This window comes from Mucilaginibacter sp. Mucisp73 (assembly GCF_059491465.1).
Genome location: NZ_CP168507.1, coordinates 80434 through 100192, shown reverse-complemented (window position 1 = coordinate 100192; position 19759 = coordinate 80434). Strand labels below are relative to the sequence as shown.

Genomic DNA, 19759 nt, shown 5'->3' with positions numbered 1-19759 from the left:
ATCCGTAATTATAGCGTTTTTAACGCGAATTTAATTAGTTCTTCAACCGTTAATTCGCCATTATTTTTCTTGATCTCCTGGTCTAATACCTTTTCGGCAACGTTACGCGCAAAGCCCAGCATTACTAATGCTGATAGTGCTTCATCCTTAACCGTCTGGCTCACCGGCACAACAGTTAAGGTATCGGGGCCTTCCTTACGCAGCTTATCCTGCAGCTCCAAAATAATCCGCTGAGCCGATTTTGGCCCAATTCCTTTTATCCGCTGGATCAATGAAACATTACCGCTCACAATAGCAGCCTGGATCTCGGCCGGGCTTATGGACGATAACATCATCCTTGCCGTATTTGGCCCGATACCCGAAATAGAGATCAAATGTAAGAACAACCTGCGTTCACCTTCTGTAGCAAAGCCGTAAAGAGTGTGCGCGTCCTCTTTTACGTGTAACCATGCAAAGAGTTTACATTTCTCGTCGTCACTAATGCCCGAATAGGTATTTACCGAAATATTAATATGATACCCTACCCCTCCCGCATCTATAACCACATACGACGGGCTTTTGAACATTAGTTTCCCACTAATATAATCATACATATATTATTACTTTATTAAGTTTATTAAACAATGATGTTAATGGCAAACAGCCTTTACAGTGATTATCCAAAGATAAAATTCCGGCGTCATTATGTTCATATAATGACAAACAAAAAAGCTGCGTTATACTCACCTTAAAAAATAAAGACGCTAAGTATTTAAATACCAGCGTCTTTATAAAAAATGTATTACTAACCCTACTCAAACCCTCCCCTCCGGGGGAAATTTAGAGGGAGTTCTATTTAGCTGTTGGCAGCAGCTTTTGCCTGCGCATCAACCACTGCAATAGTAACCATATTTACAATTTCACGTACCGAACTGCCCAACTGCAGCACATGCACCGGTTTTTTTAAGCCAACCAATATCGGCCCAACTGCTTCGGCGCCGCCTATTTCCTGCAAAAGTTTATAGGCAATATTACCCGACTCCAGGTTAGGGAAAATCAGTGTATTGGCCGGTTTACCATTGAGTGTTGAGAACGGGAAGTTATCATCAAGCAAATCAGCGTTAAGCGCAAAGTTGGCCTGCATATCACCGTCGACAACCATGTCGGGGTATTTTTCGTGCAGTATCGCTACTGTTTCCCTGGTTTTTTCTGGTATCTCCCCTTCGTTCGAACCAAAGTTGGAGTATGATAACACAGCCACCCTCGGGCTGATATTAAACTGTTTTACTGAGCGTTCTATCAGCACGGTAATATCAACCAAATCATTCACACATGGGTTTACGTTCACCGTTGTATCTCCAAAAAACACAGGACCTTTAGCGGTGATCATCATATACATGCCCGCAACACGGTTAACACCTTCCTCAGTACCGATAATTTGGAGGGCCGGTTTTACTGTGGTTACATAGTTTTTAGTTAAACCTGAGATCAGCGCATCGGCCCGGCCAAATTGTACCATACAAGCGCCGTAGTAGTTACGGTCTACCAATTGCTTTTTAGCCTCGTACAGGGTAATCCCCCTGCGCTGGCGTTTGTTATACAGAAACTCGGTATACTCATCCATATGCTCACATCCTTCCCGCGGATCAATGATATGAACATCACCCAAATCAAGGTCATTATCATGGATGATCTTTTTGATCCTGTCGATATTGCCCAGCAAAATGGGGGTGGCAATACCTTCTTCTTTCACTATCTGTGCCGATCTTAAGATCTTATAATTATCGGCCTCGGCAAATACAACGCGCTTAGGGTTCTGTTTTGCTTTAGCGGTAAGGTTACGCAGCAGCTTATCATTAGTACCCAGGCGCACCCTCAGCTCCTCTGCATATGCATCCCAATCGGTGATCACCTTACGGGCTACACCTGAAGCTATGGCCGCTTTTGCCACCGCCATGGATACCTCGGTGATCAGCCTTTGGTCCATTGGTTTCGGGATGATATAATCCTTGCCAAATTTCAGGTTAGTAAGGTTATAAGCGAGGTTAACGGCTTCCGGAACCGGTTTTTTAGCCATTTCGGCAATGGCATGTGTAGCGGCAATCTTCATTTCCTCGTTAATGGCAGTAGCCCTGACATCCAGCGCACCGCGGAAAATGTAAGGGAAACCAAGCACGTTATTTACCTGGTTAGGAAAATCGGAACGGCCGGTTGCCATAATAATATCATCGCGTGTGCCGGCTGCAAGGTCATAATCAATTTCGGGCACCGGGTTGGCCATAGCAAAAACAATGGGCTTTTTAGCCATGGTTTTCAGCATATCGGGGGTTACCACATTACCTGCCGAAAGACCGACAAATACGTCGGCATTTTTCATAGCATCGGCCAGTGTTTTAACGTCTTTGCGGTCAGTAGCAAACGCCATCCTGATCTCGTCAAGGTCTGTGCGTTCCTGGTTGAGCACACCATTAATATCAAACATCACCAGGTTTTCTTTTTTAACCCCTAATGACAGGTACATTTTTGAGCAGGATACCGCGGCGGCACCTGCACCGTTAACCACCATTTTTATTTTATCCAGTTTTTTACCCTGGATTTCGCAGGCATTCATTAAAGCTGCCCCCGATATAATGGCGGTACCATGCTGATCATCATGCATTACGGGAATATTCATTTCGGCTTTTAGCCTGCGCTCAATTTCAAAGCAGGTTGGGGCCGAGATGTCTTCCAAATTTACACCGCCGAAAGTAGGCTCAAGCGCCTTTACGATGTTCACAAAGTCATCTACACTTTTGGCGTTCAATTCAAGATCAAACACGTCAATATCCGCGTATATCTTGAACAGGAGACCCTTACCCTCCATTACAGGTTTACTGGCCTCAGGGCCGATGTTGCCCAGGCCAAGTACGGCAGTACCGTTGCTGATCACGGCTACAAGATTGCCTTTAGCGGTATATTTATAAACATCTTCGGTATTGTCAGCAATCTTTAAACATGGTTCAGCCACACCGGGCGAGTAGGCCATGGTTAAGTCGCGCTGCGAATTTGTTGGTTTGGTAGGTACAACTTGTATCTTTCCGGGACGGCCTTGCGAGTGGTAATTCAGCGCATCCTGTTTTCGGTTAGTTTTATTCATTTTTTTCAAATTGAAGCGCCCAAAATTACAATTCTTTTTATGGAACAAACATACAAAAGCCCCTTTTTGCGATTATGTTAAAAAGAGGATAAAATATGGTTAAAGTTTTGATAAGATGTGTTTAAAAGAACGGATTTGGCAATGTTCTATTTTTTCTTCTTTGCCTTCTCCATATTTTTCTGAACCCTGAACTTTACAATTTTGGTGATCAGATCGAGGGGCATAGGCTCATCAAGTGGAAACTGAACCGAACCTTTTGCCCCTTTATAGCCCGAAAGTTCTTCTTTAAATTCTTCCAAACCCTGCGGTGTGGGATAAAAACCGATGTGATTTTTAAAACCGCCGAAGTGTACCAGGTTACCGTTAAGAATAAATGTTGGAATGGCGTATTTAATAGCTTCTTCGGCATCAGGCGCGGCAGCCCTGATGGTAGCACGTACCAATTGCAGTTTTTGTTGAACATCCTCCGGGAAACCGGCGATATATTCGTCAATATTTTCTTTTGGCTTTTCCATAGCAATATTTTTGTCCGGAAGTCGGAAAGTCCGCATAAGTCCGAAAGATTTTCACGGAAAGACTTTATATCTATAAAAATACAAATGTTTTTTTATGTCCGAAAGTCGGAAAGTCCGGAAGTCCGAAAGATTCTTATACTATCATCTCTTGCGCTCGTTTGCAACGAGTGCTTAATATGGTTTGGCGATTGCATCGCCAGTCGCGTTATAAACGCTAACTGTCTCGTCCTAAAAAAAGTTTACAGATTAAATGCTAAATCCTGTTATACGTTTACAATATTTATTAGTCCTAAAATAGGTTTACAAAACCACATTTTGAGATTTATAATAATTTTTCCATGTTCGCTCTGCTTCTATATTATTTTGATGTACAAACTCAGGTGTGAGCATATTACAACTCATATGTGGTCTTTGGTTATTATAGCTTTTTACAGACTTAATTAATAGTTCCATTACCTCTTCTTTGGTACTCAGACTCTGATGTTCCAGGTACTCCTGTTTGATGATTCCGTTGATCCTTTCAGCAATTGCATTTTCTAAAGGATCACCGTTTTCAGTCATGCTGATGATTATATTGTTGTCCTGTAATAGCTTTACATAATCATAACTGCAATATTGAACCCCTCTGTCTGAATGATGTATTAAACCATTTATCGGTTGCCTGTTTTCTCTGAGGGCCATTTGTAAAGCACTCAGCGTATGAACAGCTTCTAATGTGTCAGCAGCATGATAACCAACAATTTTTCTGCTATATGCATCTGTTATAAAACTTATATATACAAAGCCTTTGGTTGTTCGGTAATACGTTATATCTGATACCCATATCTCATTTACTTTATTAGGGATTATTTCTTTTATACAGTTGGGATACTTTTTTAACCAGTGAAAAGACTGGGTGGTATAAACACGTCGCCTTTTCTTCCGTACTAAAAGATGATGTGCAGCAAGAAGATCAAAAAGGGCATCCCTTCCCATCTTTATCTGATGTTCAAGTAAAAATGATTGTAATAATACATAGAGCTTTCTGACACCGATAGCCGGATGTGTAGTCCTTAAATGCCTTACTTCATTTAGGATGATCTCCTGTTCAAAACTAATTGCTTCTGCTTCCCAAAAGTGTTGATAATAAGCTTGTCGGGTAATGCCAAGTAAACAACAGCACTTTCCAAGGCTTACCCTGGGATAGCTGTTTTTAGTCTCACGGATTACTTGGTAACGGACTTTTTTCGGATATTGATCTTCAGGTCTCTTTCAGCAACTTCTATCATTTTACGATAAAGCTCCTTTTCCAGAAGCGCATCTTCCAGTTGCTTTTTCAGCAACTTAACTGATGCACTATCTTCAGGCTGGATATCCGGATCTCTCTTTGCTGGCATGATACACGAAGATACATAAACCGGTCTTTTTTTCTCCAGGCCAAACGATTTTAACCAGGCTGAAATCCGGCTATTCCCTAAATTATATTTCCGCTCAAGAAAACTCAGGCCTTCTTCTCCTGTTAAATATTCCTGGCAAATTTTTCGCTTAAACTCATCACTGTATCGGCTCTGCCATTTACTCCCATAGGTCTTTGAATATCTTTCCATTTTTGTTTACTGTTGTGTAAACCTATTTCAGGACAAGACAAACCCAAGATAAGCACTCGTTGCAAACAAGCGCAAGTTAATGAGACATAACGGCTAAGCTGCTTTTGCCCCGGCGGCCAGAGGCCGCTTGATAGTAGCCACTCGCCATGATACGAGCGGCGGCGATGGGGGTTAACAGGGTTAACACTTTTCGCAATTTGTCAATATAAAATCTTGACAATAAGATATATAATAAAACAGAGGGTTACACTAACAATCCGCTAAAAGTACTTTGTTTGCGGTCGCTGTACCACTGTAGCCATTAACCGGGCGGCGATTGAAGCACTTACAATAGTATAAAAGACAAGTTCGAAAGCTGGATTTCAACTTGCGGACTGCGGACTTCCCGACTAAAAATACTTTCGGATTTGCGGACATCGGAATCTCCGACTAAAAAAATTAATTCTTTGAATACTGGCCGTCATCCTGCACGTTGGCAGCAACTTCCCCTGCCGATACCCTTAACATAGCCCCTATTGGTGCGCGGTTAGTTTTGAGATGGTTCCAAACTTTAAGATCAGATACCTCACAACCAAACATATCAGCTATAGAAGCAAGTGTTTCGCCTCTCTTCACTTTATGATGGGTAGGGATTTTGCGTTCAGACTTACCCGGCGTATATTGAACAGCAGCGTAAGCAGCCGGTTTAGGGGCGGCAGGAGCTACGGGGGTATTAACACCATTTAGCACGTTATACAAAGCAGCGTAATTATCTTTGGCGGTTTGGGGGATGATAAGCCTGCGCGGCGTTTTTTCACTGCCATTAACAACAGCCATCCGGTACGATGGGTTAAGGATGGTGATCTCCCTTAAACTAACATCAAGTGCCTGGGCAACATTGCTCAAAGGAACAACTCTTTTAACCATTACCGTATCGGTGCGGGTAGAGAAGTTGCAAGCCTGCGCAACAATGTTATGCTTATTAAAATAATGCATTACATAATTCATGGCGATGAAAGCCGGCACATACCCGCGGGTTTCAACAGGCAGGTACTGGCGAATGCTCCAGAAATCAGTTACGCCACCTGCTTTTTCAACGGCGCGTTCCACATTGCTTTTACCGCAATTATACGAGGCAATGGCCAGTAGCCAGTCGCCAAATTCCTGGTAGGCATCCTTCAGATAGGCAGCCGCAGCATAGCTCGACTGGATAGGGTCACGGCGTTCATCAACATAGTTATCCATGTTTAAGCCATAAGTTTTTGCCGTGGTACCCATAAACTGCCAAAGACCTGTGGCCCCTACCCTTGATACCGCGTTTGGATCAAGTTTCGATTCCACAATCGACAGGAATTTTATTTCTTCGGGGATCCCGGCTTCACGGAAAGCCTTTTCGTATATGGGGAAGTAATATTTGGTTAAGCCTGCTACCTGGCCCATTTCTTCGCGATTGTGCATATACAGATCGATATAAGCCTGCACATATTCATTATAATCAAGCTGGATATCCTTGCGGATGGAATCTAACCTGCGCTTGTACAAACCGCCGTATGTACTTAACGGCAACGACTGATTAAGCACCGGTAAAATAGTAGTGTCGGCGTTTACAATATCGGGGGTAAATTTGGTTACCCGGTTTATTTGCTTAATTGACTTTGCTGAATTGGTTGTGTTTGTTTCGGCTTGTAAAACTTGGAGTGATAAGAGGCAAATGGTCAGCGTAAATAATCTCTTCATTTATTCAGGGATTTGATTAATTTATAATGCCCAAAGCATCAGCATTTTACTAAAATATCATTTTTTTATTACAGATCGAGAAAATATTTGGCAAAATCTAACAGTTGCTGTTCGCCAAAGTGCTTTGTTAATAACTGTAAACCTAACGGCAAACCGTTGCTGTTATTGCCCGTAGGTATTGATATGGCCGGCACGCCGGTTAATGAGGCTTGTACGGTAAATATGTCAGAAAGATACATTACCACCGGATCTTTCTCTTCCTTACCTATGTCAAAAGCCGGTTCGGGCGCGGTAGGCACCAGTATAAAATCATACTCTTCCAGTATCTGGTTAGTTTTTTCCTGGATCAGCCTGCGTACTTTTTGTGCTTTTGCATAGTAGGCATCGTAATAACCCGCGCTCAAAACAAAAGTGCCCAGCATGATACGGCGCTTTACTTCCTTACCAAAACCTTCAGAACGGGAACGTTTATAAGTAGACTGTAAATCTGTAGCCAGCGGACTGCGATAACCGTAATGCACACCATCGTACCTTGCCAGGTTTGATGACGCTTCGGCCATGGCCAGGATATAGTAAGTTGGCACCAGGTATTCCAGCAGCTCAAAAGCTATCGGGGTAACTGTGTGCCCATCGGCACGCAGCTTATCGATGTATTGTACAAGGTTGTCTTTTACTTCGGTGTCAACACCCGGGCTTGATATGGCTTCCTGCAGGTAAGCTATCTTCTTTTTTCCCGGCTTTTGAAGATTAGTATATGATGCAGGTGGCGGAGTTTGTGATAACGTACTGTCATATTCATCCGGACCTGCGAGTACTTCCAGCAATAATGCAGCGTCTTCTACCGATTTAGTGATAGGGCCAACCTGGTCAAACGAGGAAGCATAGGCGATAATACCGTGCCTTGAAATTGTTCCGTATGTTGGCTTTAAACCTACAACACCGCAAAATGAAGCCGGCTGCCTTACCGAACCACCCGTATCCGTACCTAAAGCGGCATGGCACATCCCTGCTTGTACGGCCACAGCCGAACCGCCCGACGAACCGCCTGCAACTTTAGTTTCATCGGCATGGTTTTTTACCGGGCCAAAGTATGATGATTCGTTGGTGGCGCCCATGGCAAATTCATCGCAGTTACAGCGCCCAATGATCACCGCGTCTTCGGCCAGCAGGCGTTCAACCACGGTTGATGAAAAGATGGAAGTGAAACCGGTTAAGATTTTTGAGGAGGCACTAACCTGGTGCCCTTTATAGCAGATATTATCTTTAATGCCGACAACCATACCGGCTAATTTGCCGCCGGTGCCATTCTTTATTTTGTTGTCAACGTTTTTTGCAGCAATCAGCGCTTCATCGGCAAACACTTCATTAAAAGCGTTTAAATGAGCATTTTTTTCAATTTCAAGCAAATAGCCCTTTACAAGACCTTCAACAGTAATTTCTGCACGTTCCAACCCGCTCTTTATTTCGGTTAAAGAGGAATAAATATTAGCCATGGGGCTAAAATAAAAAACTTATCCGTTGAAATAAGAAATAAATCAACAGATAAGTTCATATACTCGATAAAAATGGCATTAAAACCTAATCCCTGTTAGGGTATTAAGCTTTTTTTTCTTCAGATGAAGAAGATGAGCCGTCGCTGTTTTGCGCGTCTTTAAATTCCTTAACGCCTTTCCCTAAGCCTCTCATTAATTCAGGTATTTTTTTACCGCCGAATAATAAAAGTATCGCAATGATGATCAGAATAATTTCTGGTGCGCCTAATCCACCCATGATTTTAAGTTTTATGTATGATTAATATTATATTATGATTTGTATTCTTCTTCTTTTTCGGTATCCAGATGGCTACCGGTAATGGTCTTATCTAAATTGATATGACTTTGGTGTTCCGGCTCAGCCGGGGTATTTACATGATAATCACTGATCGCGATTGTATTTGGAACAGTATTTTCAACAACCGGCTTTTCGTGCTCAGCTGCAGCTTCCGGAGCTTCTGAAGCTTTTTCATCTAAAAGCGGTTTTTCTTCTTCTACTTTAGGTGCAGGTTTCTTTTCCTCGTAATTATTGATCTGGTTATTGATCTCACGTTTAACATCTTCAGAGGCATCTTTAAAGTCGCGGATCCCTTTACCCAGGCTCCGTGCCAGGCCGGGCAGTTTTTCGCCGCCAAATAGCATCAATGCTGCAAAAAGTATCAGTACCATCTCGCCCGTACCAATATTTAAAAATAACAAAACTGAACTTAACATAGCATTCTGTTTAAGGATACAAATATATACAATTAAAATTTCTTATAGTTCATAACTAATTAGTTAGGCGCCAGCCAGATCTTGGGGTTAACCGGTGTTGTTCCTTTATAAATTTCAAAGTGCGCCTCCGTTTCTCCTGTCGATGGATCAGTTGCCACCGTGCCGATAGCTTGTTTGGTGCTCACTTTTTGCCCACGCGCAACAGTTACCGACCGTAAATTACTGTAAGCTGTAAAATACTCCCCATGCAATATAATTACCAAATAGGTGCCGCTCACATCACCCACTTTTACAACCGTACCATCAAATACAGCCCTTACGGTGCTGCCCTGGTTAGTACGGATATCAACACCTGTACTTTCACTCCTGATACCTTCAGGCGTGGTATAGGTACCAAAACCCTGGGTAATTATCCCGTTGGATACCGGCCATGGCAAACCACCGCGATTACCCAAAAAGTCGTTCGACAGCTTAGCGGCCTCGGGTGTGGCATTCAATACACTTGATGTACTGCGCGCGGCAGCCGGCTTAGCCGGAGCCGGTGCAACAGGCGCGGGCTTATTTTCGGCCTTTGCTTTGGCTGCGGCCAGTCTTGCAGCTTCTTCAGCCCTGCGTCTTTCTTCTTCAGCAGCCCTGCGCCTGGCCTCTTCAATTTCCCTGCGGATAGCTTCGTTAATAGCGCGGTTTGTTTTTACTATCTTAGCCTGCAGATCTTTTTGCTGTTTCTTCAGGATCCCCTCATGCTGCGACAGATCGCTTACTACTTTAACCTGGTTATTACGTTCATTACCCAGTGTTTCTTTTTCTTTTTGCTGATCCTTTAAAAGATCATTCTTTTCGTCCTTTGTCCGGTCAAGCTCATTAATTTTAACATGCAGCTCCTTCTGTGTACCTTGTATATAGGCGGCCTGCCGCTCACGGTAGGTACCAAACTGCTGTAAATATTTTAAACGCTTATAGGCCTGGTTAAAGTCTTTTGATGCAAAAAGGAACATCATTTTATTATATGCACTTTGATTGCGATATGCAAACAGGATCATAGCCGCGTATTCCTTTTTAAGCTGATCTAATTGCGACTGTAAACTACGTACGTTATTACTACTCTCTGAGATCTGGTTATCCAAAAGCCTCACTTCAGAGTTGATATTTTCTATTTTTTCCTGTCTCAGGTTTATCTGTGCCTTGAGTATGCTTAGTTGCTTTAATGAAGCCTTTTTATTGTTTAAAGTTTCATTGTAATCTTCATTTAATTGTTCAAGCTCTTTATTCAGCTGTGCTTTACGACGTTTCAGTTCGTCACTGCTTTGCGCGTGTACATTAACTGCTGCCAGTACCAATAATAAAAAGAAAACTGCTTTTAAAAACTTCATTAAATAAACATATTAATTATTTGCCAGGCTCGTACCCGTCAGGAATGCTGAACGGATAGTTTTGCTGTACTTCAAAATCGGCCTTAGTATAATGCAAATTAACTTGTATTTTTTTATCTTTTACTACTGATGCGATATCTATTTGTGCCGGCAATACCCGGTTTGTTGCTTCGATAAAGGTATTATTGGTAACCTGTAACGATTGCGCCTGGCGCTGGTTATCTAAATTGGTTTGCGTAACCTTATTATCCGGACCCAGTATCAGCTTGTAAACCAGATCATTCAGGGTGCCGCTCAAAGTTGTATTGCCATCGGTATGATCAATAGTGGCCTGCTCATTAACCAGCTCGGGCACGGCGTTGCCAATCAGCAACGACTCGAGTGTTTTATAATTAACCTCTTTGCTAGCGTAAGTATATATATAGCTAAACGGCTTTTTAATGTAAACGCTTTGCAAGCGGTTAATGATCATAATGCTGTCGGGCGTTATAACGGCGCGGGCAGCTTCAATGCCTAATACTGCTGTGATGGAAACCCAGATCCTTTTATCTTTTGCTATCCTGATATTCAGGGTAACATCATTGCTGTTATTATTGATGCTAAGCTTGGTTTTTGCCTTGCCCGCAAATGTTGTAAAATTTACCTGGTTTGCCCTTATGGCTGCCAGTTTGCCGGCAATATCACTCGTCCTTGCGGTCGAATCTGCCTTACGGGTAACCAAAACTTGTTTACGCGCTTTACAGCTTACCATTACCAGCAGGCAGCAAGCTATAAGTAAACTATTCGCTATATTTTTTTTCATTTATCTTACGATCTAAAACTGGTGACTGCTCACCAAAGCCTTTCGCCTTTTTCCAGTTAGTTACGGCAGCATCGGTATTCCCAAGGAAAAACAATATATCGCCATAATGTTCATACTTAACCCCGCTGTTGTCTTTATCATGCGTCAGGGCTTTCTCCATCCATTCTTTGGCCTGGGCATATTTTTTTTGTTTAAACAGGATCCAGGCATAAGTATCTTCAAACGATGCTGTATTAGGCTGCAGCTCATTGGAATGTGCCGACATTGCTGCCGCCTTTTCCAATTGCTCATTCCTTAACGATAAATAATACGCATAATTGTTTAAAGTGAATGCATTATCCGGATTGTAGGTTAAAGCTTTCTCATAACTCTCGTCAGAACTTTTAATATTCTTCAACTCATGATAGCAATCGCCCAATAATGAAAAACTTAACGAAAGTAGCTCCTTATCCTGAAGTTCTAATGAAGTGGCGTTTTTAAGATAACCAACCGCCTTATTGTTATCCTTTTTTTGTGCCCAGGCAACACCGACAAGATAATTCATCCAGGCCTGGTTCGGGAATAATGACAATGCGTTTTCACCATCTTTAATAGCGGCATCAAGGTCATTGTCGCCTAAATCCAGGCGCACCAGCTGTTCCTGAACATTGTACACCTGGTTATTAAGCTGGGCCGATTTTTTAAGTACCGGCTTTGCCTCTTTATATTTGGTATTCTGGATCAGCATATCGCCGTAAATAGCATAAGCCCTGGCATCGTTAGGATGGGCAACGGTCAGGATCCGACTTAATTCAAGCGCGCTGGCTTTTGCATTAGCCTCCGGAAACTTAGGAAAGTATCCGGATATAATATTAATTTTTTGATCGATGCCGATATCCGGAATGGCAAATCCCTGGGTAAGCTCATTAAAGCTGGCTTCGTTGTTCTTTTTATCGCGATAGATATCGGCCAGCGCAAAGTGCACCAAACCATTTCGCGGATCAAGCTTTTCAGCTTGCTGCAATACTTTAAGCGCCTTATCGGCAAACCCGTTCGAGTTGTAAACCTCGCCAAGGGCCAGGTAGTAACGGATCTCCCCGGGATTAGCGGCTATCTGCTTTTCCAGTTCGGAAGTGGCCTGGTCAATTTTGCCCTGCTTTAAATAGATCTTTTGACGATTGGCTAAAAGATCATCACTCGGGCCGTTCAATTTTTCAATCTCATCATATACCTTAAGGGCATCATCGTACCTTTTCAGGATGGTAAAAGCATTGGCCTTGTCAAAATAATACGCTGATTTATCCGGGTTAAGCCTGATCAGCTGGTTAAAAACATTTTCAAGCTTATCAATGGTATTGGTTTTTTCATAGCTATCGGCCAATGCTGCCCAATACCATTCGTTATCCTTATTTATTGCTACAGCCTGCTCCAGGAGGGGCTCAGAAGCTGCAAAATCATTTTGCTGCCTTTTAAGGTTTGCCAGTTCATATAAGGAAGCATCATTTGCGGGGTCGGCCTGTAAAACGCGCTCAAACATTTCGGTGGCAAGCTTATAGTTCTCAACCGTTTTTTCGCGCAGGGCCGAAAAGAAAAGCTGCTTAACCATAGCGCTGTCCTGATAACTCATCACCTTACCTGCCGATGCCAGTGTTTTATTATCGCCGTTCTTTTTATGCTGAGCCTGAGAATTTAGAGGCAAGATGGCAAGAGGCAAGAATAAAGACGCAAGAAAAGGCGCAGAAAACAGGTGTGTTTTCCGTGTACTTTCTAATTTAATATTGCTTTTACCAATCTTCATTCTTCTTGCTTCCTGACTCTAATGGTCTTGACTATATTTCTTTCTTGCTTCCTGACTCTTATAGTCCTGACTCTAATTACTTCCCGTGTGTCCGTAGCCGCCTTCGCCCCTTTGGGTTTCGTTCAGTACTTCTACCTGCTCCCAGTTAACACGCTCGTGTTTGGCAACTACCATCTGGGCTATCCTGTCGCCGGTATTGACCTCAAAATCTTCTGTCGAGAAATTGATGAGCAATACCTTGATCTCTCCGCGATAATCAGCATCAATGGTACCCGGCGAATTAACAATACCAATACCATGCTTAAATGCCAGACCGCTTCTTGGGCGGATTTGCGCTTCGAAACCCTCGGGTAATTCAATATATAAACCTGTTGGAATGAGTTTACGTTCCATTGGTTTAAGCACTACCGTAGTTTCTACATCGGCACGCAGGTCCATGCCTGCCGCATGAGCAGTTTCATAAGCCGGTAAACTATTTTTTGATTTGTTAATTATGCGGATGATCATCGTTTAAATATAGCTTTTAACTCCTTGCGCTCAAAGTAATACGCCCCGGCCGCAAATAAAAGTAAAAGCCCGTTACCAACAAAAATATTACGTTTAAATACCGTGAACGACAGAAAAACAAACAATACCGAGACAATTATATACGCAAGGTTCTTTTTTAAGTTGTATGGGATGGGGTAATTTTTTTGCCCCCACAGGTACGAGAGCACCATCATGGTAGCATAGGCCGCGAACGAGATCCACGCCGACGCCATATAGCTGTATTTAGGAATAAGCAGCCAGTTTAAAATAACGGTTAATACCGCCCCTATACCAGATATATATAAGCCATACCGGGTTTGGTCAGACAATTTATACCACACCGAAAGATTCATATAAATACCAAGGCTCAGGTAACCGAACAACAAAGGCGGTACAACGCCAAGGCCCTGCCAAAACGGATTGTAAACTATATGATGTTTCACCTCATGCGTTTCCTTTCCTACTATAACAGTCGCCAGTATATCAACATTGGCAATAAGTGCTACACATATAACGGCTACCATAATTACAAAGTAGGTCATGATGCGGGCATAAGTTTCGCCCGAGTTTTTGTTTTTTGCATGGCTGAAGAAAAACGGTTCGGCGCCTAACCTGAAGGCCTGCACAAAAATACTCAGGAATAATGCAATCTTGGCGCAGGTGCCATAAATGCCCACATGCGTATCGGCAATACTTTGGGGCAGCATTTGCTTCAGCATCACTTTATCCAATGACTCATTAATGATGAACGATATATTGGCTATCAATATAGGCCAGCTGTATGCAAACATTTCGCTTAACATGGCACCGTCAAACTTCAGCTTCATTTGCAATATCTCGGGCAATAACAATAGTATGGTAAGCCCGCTCGCTATTGCGTTAGCTAAAAACACATACCCTACCCAATTGGGCCTGTACCAACCTGCCATCCATGCTCCGGCCGGCAAATGATGATTTATTATAAACGGAACGCCGAACAGAAAAAACAAATTGAGCATCATCACAAGGCCGATGTTTGAGCATTTGATAATGGCGTATTTTATGGGGCGGCCTTCTGCCCTGATGCGGGCAAAAGGGATTACGCAAAAAGCATCAAGCACTAAAATTACAAGGAAGCACTTTACGTAAAAAGTATAGTCGGCATGATCTTTAGTGACGCCGGCCTGCATGTAATTGACAATAGGATTTAAAAATAGTACACAAAAAACCAGGAATATTACTGATACCATTATAACAACACCAAACGCGTTATTATAAACCTGCTGTTTGTTATCCGAACGTTTTTGCAGATACCTGAAATAAGTAGTTTCCATACCAAAAGCCAAAATGGCGTTAATGATAGAAGCACTTCCATATACCGATGTAAAAACGCCATTAGCATTTACCGGCAGGGTACGGGTATAAATTGGCGTTAAAACAAAGTAGATCATCCGGGAAATGATGGTACTCAGACCATATATAGCAGTTTGCCCAGCGAATTTTTTTATAGTAGACAATGGAGATATTCGATTTAATGGGTTTGTATTTAGTTACAAACGCCTTTTAACAACCTCAAAATTACGATAGTTTTTCAATTCGCCTTCATGGCTTTCAACGGCATTTACCTCGGCATCCTGAGGGCCCTCATTACACCATTCAAGAAACATATCAAGAAATGTGTCATCAGCCTCGGCTTCGATGTACACATCACCGTTGGGCTCATTCAATACAAAACCGCGTACACCGAGCTGATCCGCAACCGCTTTGGTTGATTTACGGTAAAAAACACCCTGCACTTTGCCTTTAACTGTAATATTGAGATGTTTGATCATTAGATTTGACAGGTATTAAATTAAAAGCGGAATGCTCAAAGCTTAAAGCTAACAACCCTACTGGTGCAAAGGTAACTTTTTTCCGGCTAAGCAACCTGTTTTACTTAACAAGCGTAATTACTACCAAACGCATTACATTTTATTTTGATTGATATAACTCTAAAAATCTATTTTATGAAAAAAATTATTTTTTCTGCCCTGATCATTGCTTTTACAGCCTTTTCGGCATTCGCTATTTTTGGCAACTGGAAGGTGAAAGGCGATGAAGCCCAGGTAACTTTTGAAGGCCACAGGGTGAGCGGTTCATTCGGCGGTTTAAAAGCCGATATAACATTTGATAAAGACCATCCCGAACAAGCTAAAATTTCGGCAACTATTGATGTTACAACCGCGGCAACCGGTTTCTTTATTAAAACCAGCCACGTAAAATCGGCCCTGGGCGCCGACGATTATCCAACCATTAAATTTGAATCAACCTCGGTATCAAAAAGCGGTAACGGCTACGTAGCCAGCGGAAAGCTAACCATGAAAGGCAAAACCAACCCCGAAGCCATCCATTTTACTTTTGACGACAAAGGCAGCGAGGGTGTATTTAAAGGTGATTTTAAAGTACTGCCTCCTAAGTATGGCATCGACAGAAGCGGCACACCGCCCGAAGTTACAATTCATTTGACAGTGCCGGTAAGTAAAGGATGATATCTGCACGAATCCTTGTATAGCTTACTTATAATTTAATCGAATTACACGAATATTTTCTTGACGTTATTCGTGTAATTCGATCTGATTCGTGAAAATTAGTGTCAACTATATCGGCTTTTTCACTTTGGTTTCGGGGGCGATCTTAAACCCATCGAGGTGGCCGAGTAAAGGACAATATCTGCACCAATCCTTGTATAAATTGCTTATAATTTAATCGAATTACATGAATGTTTCCTTTACGTTATTCGTGTAATTCGATCTAATTCGTGAAAATTAGTGTCAATTTATATCAGTTTCTTTACTTTGGTTTCGGGGGTGATCTTAAACCCATCAAGGCCACTGATCAGGTTCAGGCCCGGGGTTTTGCCTGCTTCAAGCGTGCCTTTTTCATCGTCGATACCCAGGTATTCGGCTCCATTACGGGTCCCCCATTCAACCAGGCGCGGTAAGCTTATAGAAGGGAACTTTTGTTGAATAGCTCGCATCTCGCTCAGTAAGCATAATTTGCTGTTTGATGCAAGGCTGTCGGTACCAAGGGTAATATTAAAACCCTGGTCAACAAAAAGATCAATTTTAGGTAAACGCCCTTCAATATAAAGGTTTGCATTAGGGCAAAAACACCAGTTTATCTTTCTGTCAAACCGTTTGATGAAGTAAATATCCTTCAGGTTAGTACAGGTATTATGTACCAGCAAAACCTTTTGCTGGTTAGAGAGCAGCGGGATAATAGATTGTACCGAGTTACGGGCCTGCGGTTTGAAATAGGATATATCCATACCAAAATGCTCGTACAACTCTAAAAAAGCACCAAGTTTATACCGGTAAAATTTGTTCTCATCCTCACACTCCTGGTTATGGATACTGAGCAGGTTTTCATCGTTGGTATCGCTGTGCTTTTTAATCAGCTTAAATAACTCCTTTGATACCGAATACGGCGCATGCGGGGTTATAGAACACGAGCCGGGCTTAAATTCACTAAGCAGGGCCAGCGCTTTTTCAAAAACTTCAGCAGCCTTTTCGGGCAAAAAACCAAAAGTTTCAACAAAGGTATGATAGTATAACTTGCTTTGTTTTTTCATCGCAACACTATTATTAGTGTTGGAGATATCACCAACGGCTACAATACCGTTATCATACATTTCCTGATCGGCCTTAGCTATGGCATCAAGAACCTCCTGCTGATCGGTATTGCGTAAGGATTGAACGTCTTTTATAAAATTTACCAGGCCGCCTTTGGGCTTTACTTTATCTTTTAAATGAGAAAGTTCGGTATGGCAATGCGTATTGATAAATCCCGGGCAAATAACACCGCTTACCTGCTGTATTTGCCCGCCAGGGGACTTGGTATTATCGGTAACAGCTATGATCTTCCCCTGATCATCAACAGTAACTATTCCATTTTTAATCGGATCGGCATAAACAGGAAAAACGTAATCGGCTCTAAAACTTTTCATTAAAATTTAAACTTAGTATCGTAACACATAACGTTTTTCAAAACAATCTGTCCTGCAAAATAAGTACAATTAACTTTTAGTTATTGTTTTTTATTAGCCAAAAAGAATGACTTTAAAAAAAGATAGATTTTTTTAAATTTAAGTACTTTTGCACTGTGAACAATACAAAAGATAAAATTGACATCCGTAGCCTGAGCCTGAATGCTTTACAGGAGCATTTCATCCGTATGGATGAAAAAGGCTTCAGGGCAAAACAGGTGTATGAATGGCTTTGGAAAAAATCTTGCTTTTCTTTCAACGAGATGAGCAATATTTCAAAAGAACTCCGTGCTAAACTGGATGCAAATTTTGTAATTAATAATGTAAAAATTAATTCTTCACAGGTTAGTGCTGATAAAACTATAAAAAATTCTTTTATTTTACACGACAACCACTTAATTGAGGGCGTTTTAATTCCAACTCCCGGCCGCATGACGGCCTGTGTATCATCGCAGGTGGGTTGCAGCCTTACCTGTAAATTTTGTGCCACCGGTTATATGGAGCGCAAAAGGAACCTCAACCCCGATGAAATTTACGACCAGGTAGTTTTAATTGATCAGCAAGCCCGCGAAAACTACAATCAGCCTTTATCAAACATTGTTTACATGGGCATGGGCGAGCCATTGCTTAACTATGCCAACATGATGAAGTCGATAGAGCGCATTACCTCCGAGGATGGGCTTAATATGGCTGCCAAACGCATTACTGTATCAACAGCCGGCATTGCCAAAATGATCAAAAAACTGGGCGACGACCAGGTAAAATTTAATCTTGCCCTTTCCCTTCACGCGGCAAACGACGAAAAACGGAATACTATTATGCCCATCAACGAGCAAAATTCGTTAAAGGCCCTGGCCGAGGCATTAAAATATTACTACGCCAAAACCAAAAACCCGGTGACCTACGAGTACATTATTTTTGATGGTGTGAACGATGGTATCCAGGACGCTATGGAGCTGGCTAAATTTTGCAAACACCTGCCCTGCAAGGTCAACATCATTGAATACAATCCTATTGCTTTTGCCAGCTACATCAATGCCGGCGAGGATAAAGTTGAAGCATTTGCCGATTACCTCACCAAACAAGGTATTAACACGCACCTCCGCCGCAGCCGCGGCAAGGATATTGACGCTGCCTGCGGTCAGCTTGCCATCAAAGAAAAAGATAAACTGGCCGAAGTTTAAAAAATCCATATTAAATTGAGGGCATGAAATTACTGCATGCCTACCTTTCAGATTTTGCCGCCCTGCTGTTCCCGGAGCTTTGCCCGGCCTGCCAGGCAAGCTTGGTAGCAGGTGAGCATATCATTTGCAGCGATTGCCGCTTCAATTTACCTTTTACCAATTTTCATCAGCAACCTGCTAATATTGTAGCCCAGCAGTTTTGGGGTAAAATTAATGTGGAAGCCGCCTACGCGCTCTATTATTTTCATAAAGGAGGAAAGATTCAGAACCTGATGCACCATTTTAAATACAAAGGCATGCAGGAGATCGGCAATCTGTTGGGAGGCATTGCAGGGGCACAGCTTGCCGCAAATGATATTTTTAATACCGCAGATGTAATTATTCCGGTGCCGCTCCATAAACGCCGCCAGCGCGAACGTGGCTATAACCAAAGCGCCTGCTTTGCCCATGGCCTTGCCGAAAAATTAAAGGCGGTTGTTGATGAGCACAGCCTTGTACGTACGGTGGCCACCAAAACGCAAACCCAACGGTCGCGCTTTGCCCGGTTTGAAAATATGCGGCATGTATTCGCGGTTCAAGATCCGGCTGCGCTTGAAGGTAAACACGTTTTATTAGTTGACGATATAGTGACTACCGGCTCTACCCTTGAAGCCTGCGGCGCAGAGTTATTGAAAGTTCCTGGTTTGAAGTTAAGTATAGCGGCTATAGCTTATGCGGTGTAGGGCCATAATCGAGTAGGATACTAATCATGTCATTGTTGAGAAGCAACATGGGAATGAGCCAGGGGTTCGACATGGCAATCGCATACTATACAGGGCGGTCACGCTTCCGTGCGATTGCCGCACTATCGCTTATAATGACATCTGTTTTAGTACGGGGATTTAAACAAACTCACCTCTAATCTCCAGTCTCTAATC

19 protein-coding genes are annotated in these 19759 nt (G+C 42.5%); 3 read left to right on the top strand and 16 right to left on the bottom strand.

Going from position 1 to position 19759, the window contains the following annotated elements; all coding sequences use genetic code 11:
- Nucleotides 1-8: 8 nt before the first annotated feature.
- The 15 genes from ruvA to ACEN82_RS00370 all read right to left on the bottom strand — a co-directional run bounded on the left by ruvA (nucleotide 9) and on the right by ACEN82_RS00370 (nucleotide 15463).
- Nucleotides 9-593, bottom strand: coding sequence for a Holliday junction branch migration protein RuvA (gene ruvA, locus ACEN82_RS00440; RefSeq protein WP_091174622.1), 585 nt, complete (start codon nucleotides 591-593; stop codon nucleotides 9-11).
- A gap of 242 nt (nucleotides 594-835) precedes the next feature.
- Nucleotides 836-3115, bottom strand: coding sequence for an NADP-dependent malic enzyme (locus ACEN82_RS00435; protein WP_413322346.1), 2280 nt, complete (start codon nucleotides 3113-3115; stop codon nucleotides 836-838).
- A 146-nt stretch (nucleotides 3116-3261) separates the two neighbouring features.
- On the bottom strand, nucleotides 3262-3630 hold the full coding sequence (locus ACEN82_RS00430; RefSeq protein WP_413322347.1) for an iron chaperone: 369 nt from the start codon (nucleotides 3628-3630) through the stop codon (nucleotides 3262-3264).
- 300 nt (nucleotides 3631-3930) lie between these two features.
- Nucleotides 3931-4836: an IS3 family transposase gene (locus ACEN82_RS00425; protein ID WP_495644142.1), complete on the bottom strand. Its 906-nt coding sequence runs from the start codon at nucleotides 4834-4836 to the stop codon at nucleotides 3931-3933.
- Nucleotides 4836-5216: a hypothetical protein gene (locus tag ACEN82_RS00420; protein WP_413321919.1), complete on the bottom strand. Its 381-nt coding sequence runs from the start codon at nucleotides 5214-5216 to the stop codon at nucleotides 4836-4838. Before ACEN82_RS00420 ends, ACEN82_RS00425 begins: the two co-directional genes overlap by 1 nt.
- Before the next feature lie 438 nt (nucleotides 5217-5654).
- Nucleotides 5655-6932 (bottom strand): lytic transglycosylase domain-containing protein, encoded by a 1278-nt coding sequence (locus tag ACEN82_RS00415; RefSeq protein WP_413321918.1) that lies wholly within the window; start codon nucleotides 6930-6932, stop codon nucleotides 5655-5657.
- A 68-nt stretch (nucleotides 6933-7000) separates the two neighbouring features.
- Complete coding sequence (gene gatA / locus ACEN82_RS00410) at nucleotides 7001-8425, bottom strand: Asp-tRNA(Asn)/Glu-tRNA(Gln) amidotransferase subunit GatA (RefSeq protein WP_413321917.1); 1425 nt, start codon at nucleotides 8423-8425, stop codon at nucleotides 7001-7003.
- Nucleotides 8426-8528: 103 nt separating this feature from the next.
- Nucleotides 8529-8702, bottom strand: a complete 174-nt coding sequence (locus ACEN82_RS00405) for a Sec-independent protein translocase subunit TatA/TatB (protein WP_175490113.1) — start codon at nucleotides 8700-8702, stop codon at nucleotides 8529-8531.
- Nucleotides 8703-8734: 32 nt separating this feature from the next.
- Nucleotides 8735-9178 carry a Sec-independent protein translocase subunit TatA/TatB gene (locus ACEN82_RS00400; RefSeq protein ID WP_188833502.1) on the bottom strand — a complete coding sequence of 148 codons (444 nt, stop codon included), beginning with the start codon at nucleotides 9176-9178 and terminating at the stop codon, nucleotides 8735-8737.
- A gap of 59 nt (nucleotides 9179-9237) precedes the next feature.
- Nucleotides 9238-10548 carry a murein hydrolase activator EnvC family protein gene (locus ACEN82_RS00395; RefSeq protein ID WP_188833503.1) on the bottom strand — a complete coding sequence of 437 codons (1311 nt, stop codon included), beginning with the start codon at nucleotides 10546-10548 and terminating at the stop codon, nucleotides 9238-9240.
- 16 nt (nucleotides 10549-10564) lie between these two features.
- Complete coding sequence (gene lolB1, locus ACEN82_RS00390; protein WP_188833504.1) at nucleotides 10565-11350, bottom strand: lipoprotein insertase outer membrane protein LolB1; 786 nt, start codon at nucleotides 11348-11350, stop codon at nucleotides 10565-10567.
- Nucleotides 11328-13028, bottom strand: a complete 1701-nt coding sequence (locus ACEN82_RS00385; protein ID WP_413321916.1) for a tetratricopeptide repeat protein — start codon at nucleotides 13026-13028, stop codon at nucleotides 11328-11330. The genes lolB1 and ACEN82_RS00385 overlap by 23 nt, the downstream gene beginning before the upstream one ends.
- A gap of 171 nt (nucleotides 13029-13199) precedes the next feature.
- The gene (gene dut / locus ACEN82_RS00380; protein WP_413321915.1) at nucleotides 13200-13634 is read right to left on the bottom strand and encodes a dUTP diphosphatase; all 435 of its coding nucleotides are present in this window, start codon (nucleotides 13632-13634) and stop codon (nucleotides 13200-13202) included.
- Nucleotides 13631-15085, bottom strand: a complete 1455-nt coding sequence (locus tag ACEN82_RS00375; RefSeq protein WP_413321914.1) for a polysaccharide biosynthesis C-terminal domain-containing protein — start codon at nucleotides 15083-15085, stop codon at nucleotides 13631-13633. Before ACEN82_RS00375 ends, dut begins: the two co-directional genes overlap by 4 nt.
- Nucleotides 15086-15184: 99 nt before the next feature.
- Nucleotides 15185-15463: an acylphosphatase gene (locus ACEN82_RS00370; protein WP_090534455.1), complete on the bottom strand. Its 279-nt coding sequence runs from the start codon at nucleotides 15461-15463 to the stop codon at nucleotides 15185-15187.
- 177 nt (nucleotides 15464-15640) lie between these two features.
- Here ACEN82_RS00370 and ACEN82_RS00365 point away from each other — a divergent pair, with 177 nt between their 5' ends.
- Nucleotides 15641-16162, top strand: coding sequence for a YceI family protein (locus ACEN82_RS00365; RefSeq protein ID WP_413321913.1), 522 nt, complete (start codon nucleotides 15641-15643; stop codon nucleotides 16160-16162).
- A 287-nt stretch (nucleotides 16163-16449) separates the two neighbouring features.
- On the opposite strand, the gene ACEN82_RS00360 is transcribed toward ACEN82_RS00365, so the two are convergent.
- Nucleotides 16450-17619, bottom strand: coding sequence for an amidohydrolase family protein (locus ACEN82_RS00360; protein ID WP_413321912.1), 1170 nt, complete (start codon nucleotides 17617-17619; stop codon nucleotides 16450-16452).
- Between the two features lie 155 nt (nucleotides 17620-17774).
- Between ACEN82_RS00360 and rlmN the strand changes: the two genes are divergently transcribed.
- Both rlmN and ACEN82_RS00350 read left to right on the top strand, forming a co-directional pair.
- Nucleotides 17775-18842 carry a dual-specificity RNA methyltransferase RlmN gene (gene rlmN, locus ACEN82_RS00355; protein ID WP_091174591.1) on the top strand — a complete coding sequence of 356 codons (1068 nt, stop codon included), beginning with the start codon at nucleotides 17775-17777 and terminating at the stop codon, nucleotides 18840-18842.
- A 23-nt stretch (nucleotides 18843-18865) separates the two neighbouring features.
- Complete coding sequence (locus ACEN82_RS00350; RefSeq protein WP_413321911.1) at nucleotides 18866-19564, top strand: ComF family protein; 699 nt, start codon at nucleotides 18866-18868, stop codon at nucleotides 19562-19564.
- Nucleotides 19565-19759 lie beyond the last annotated feature (195 nt).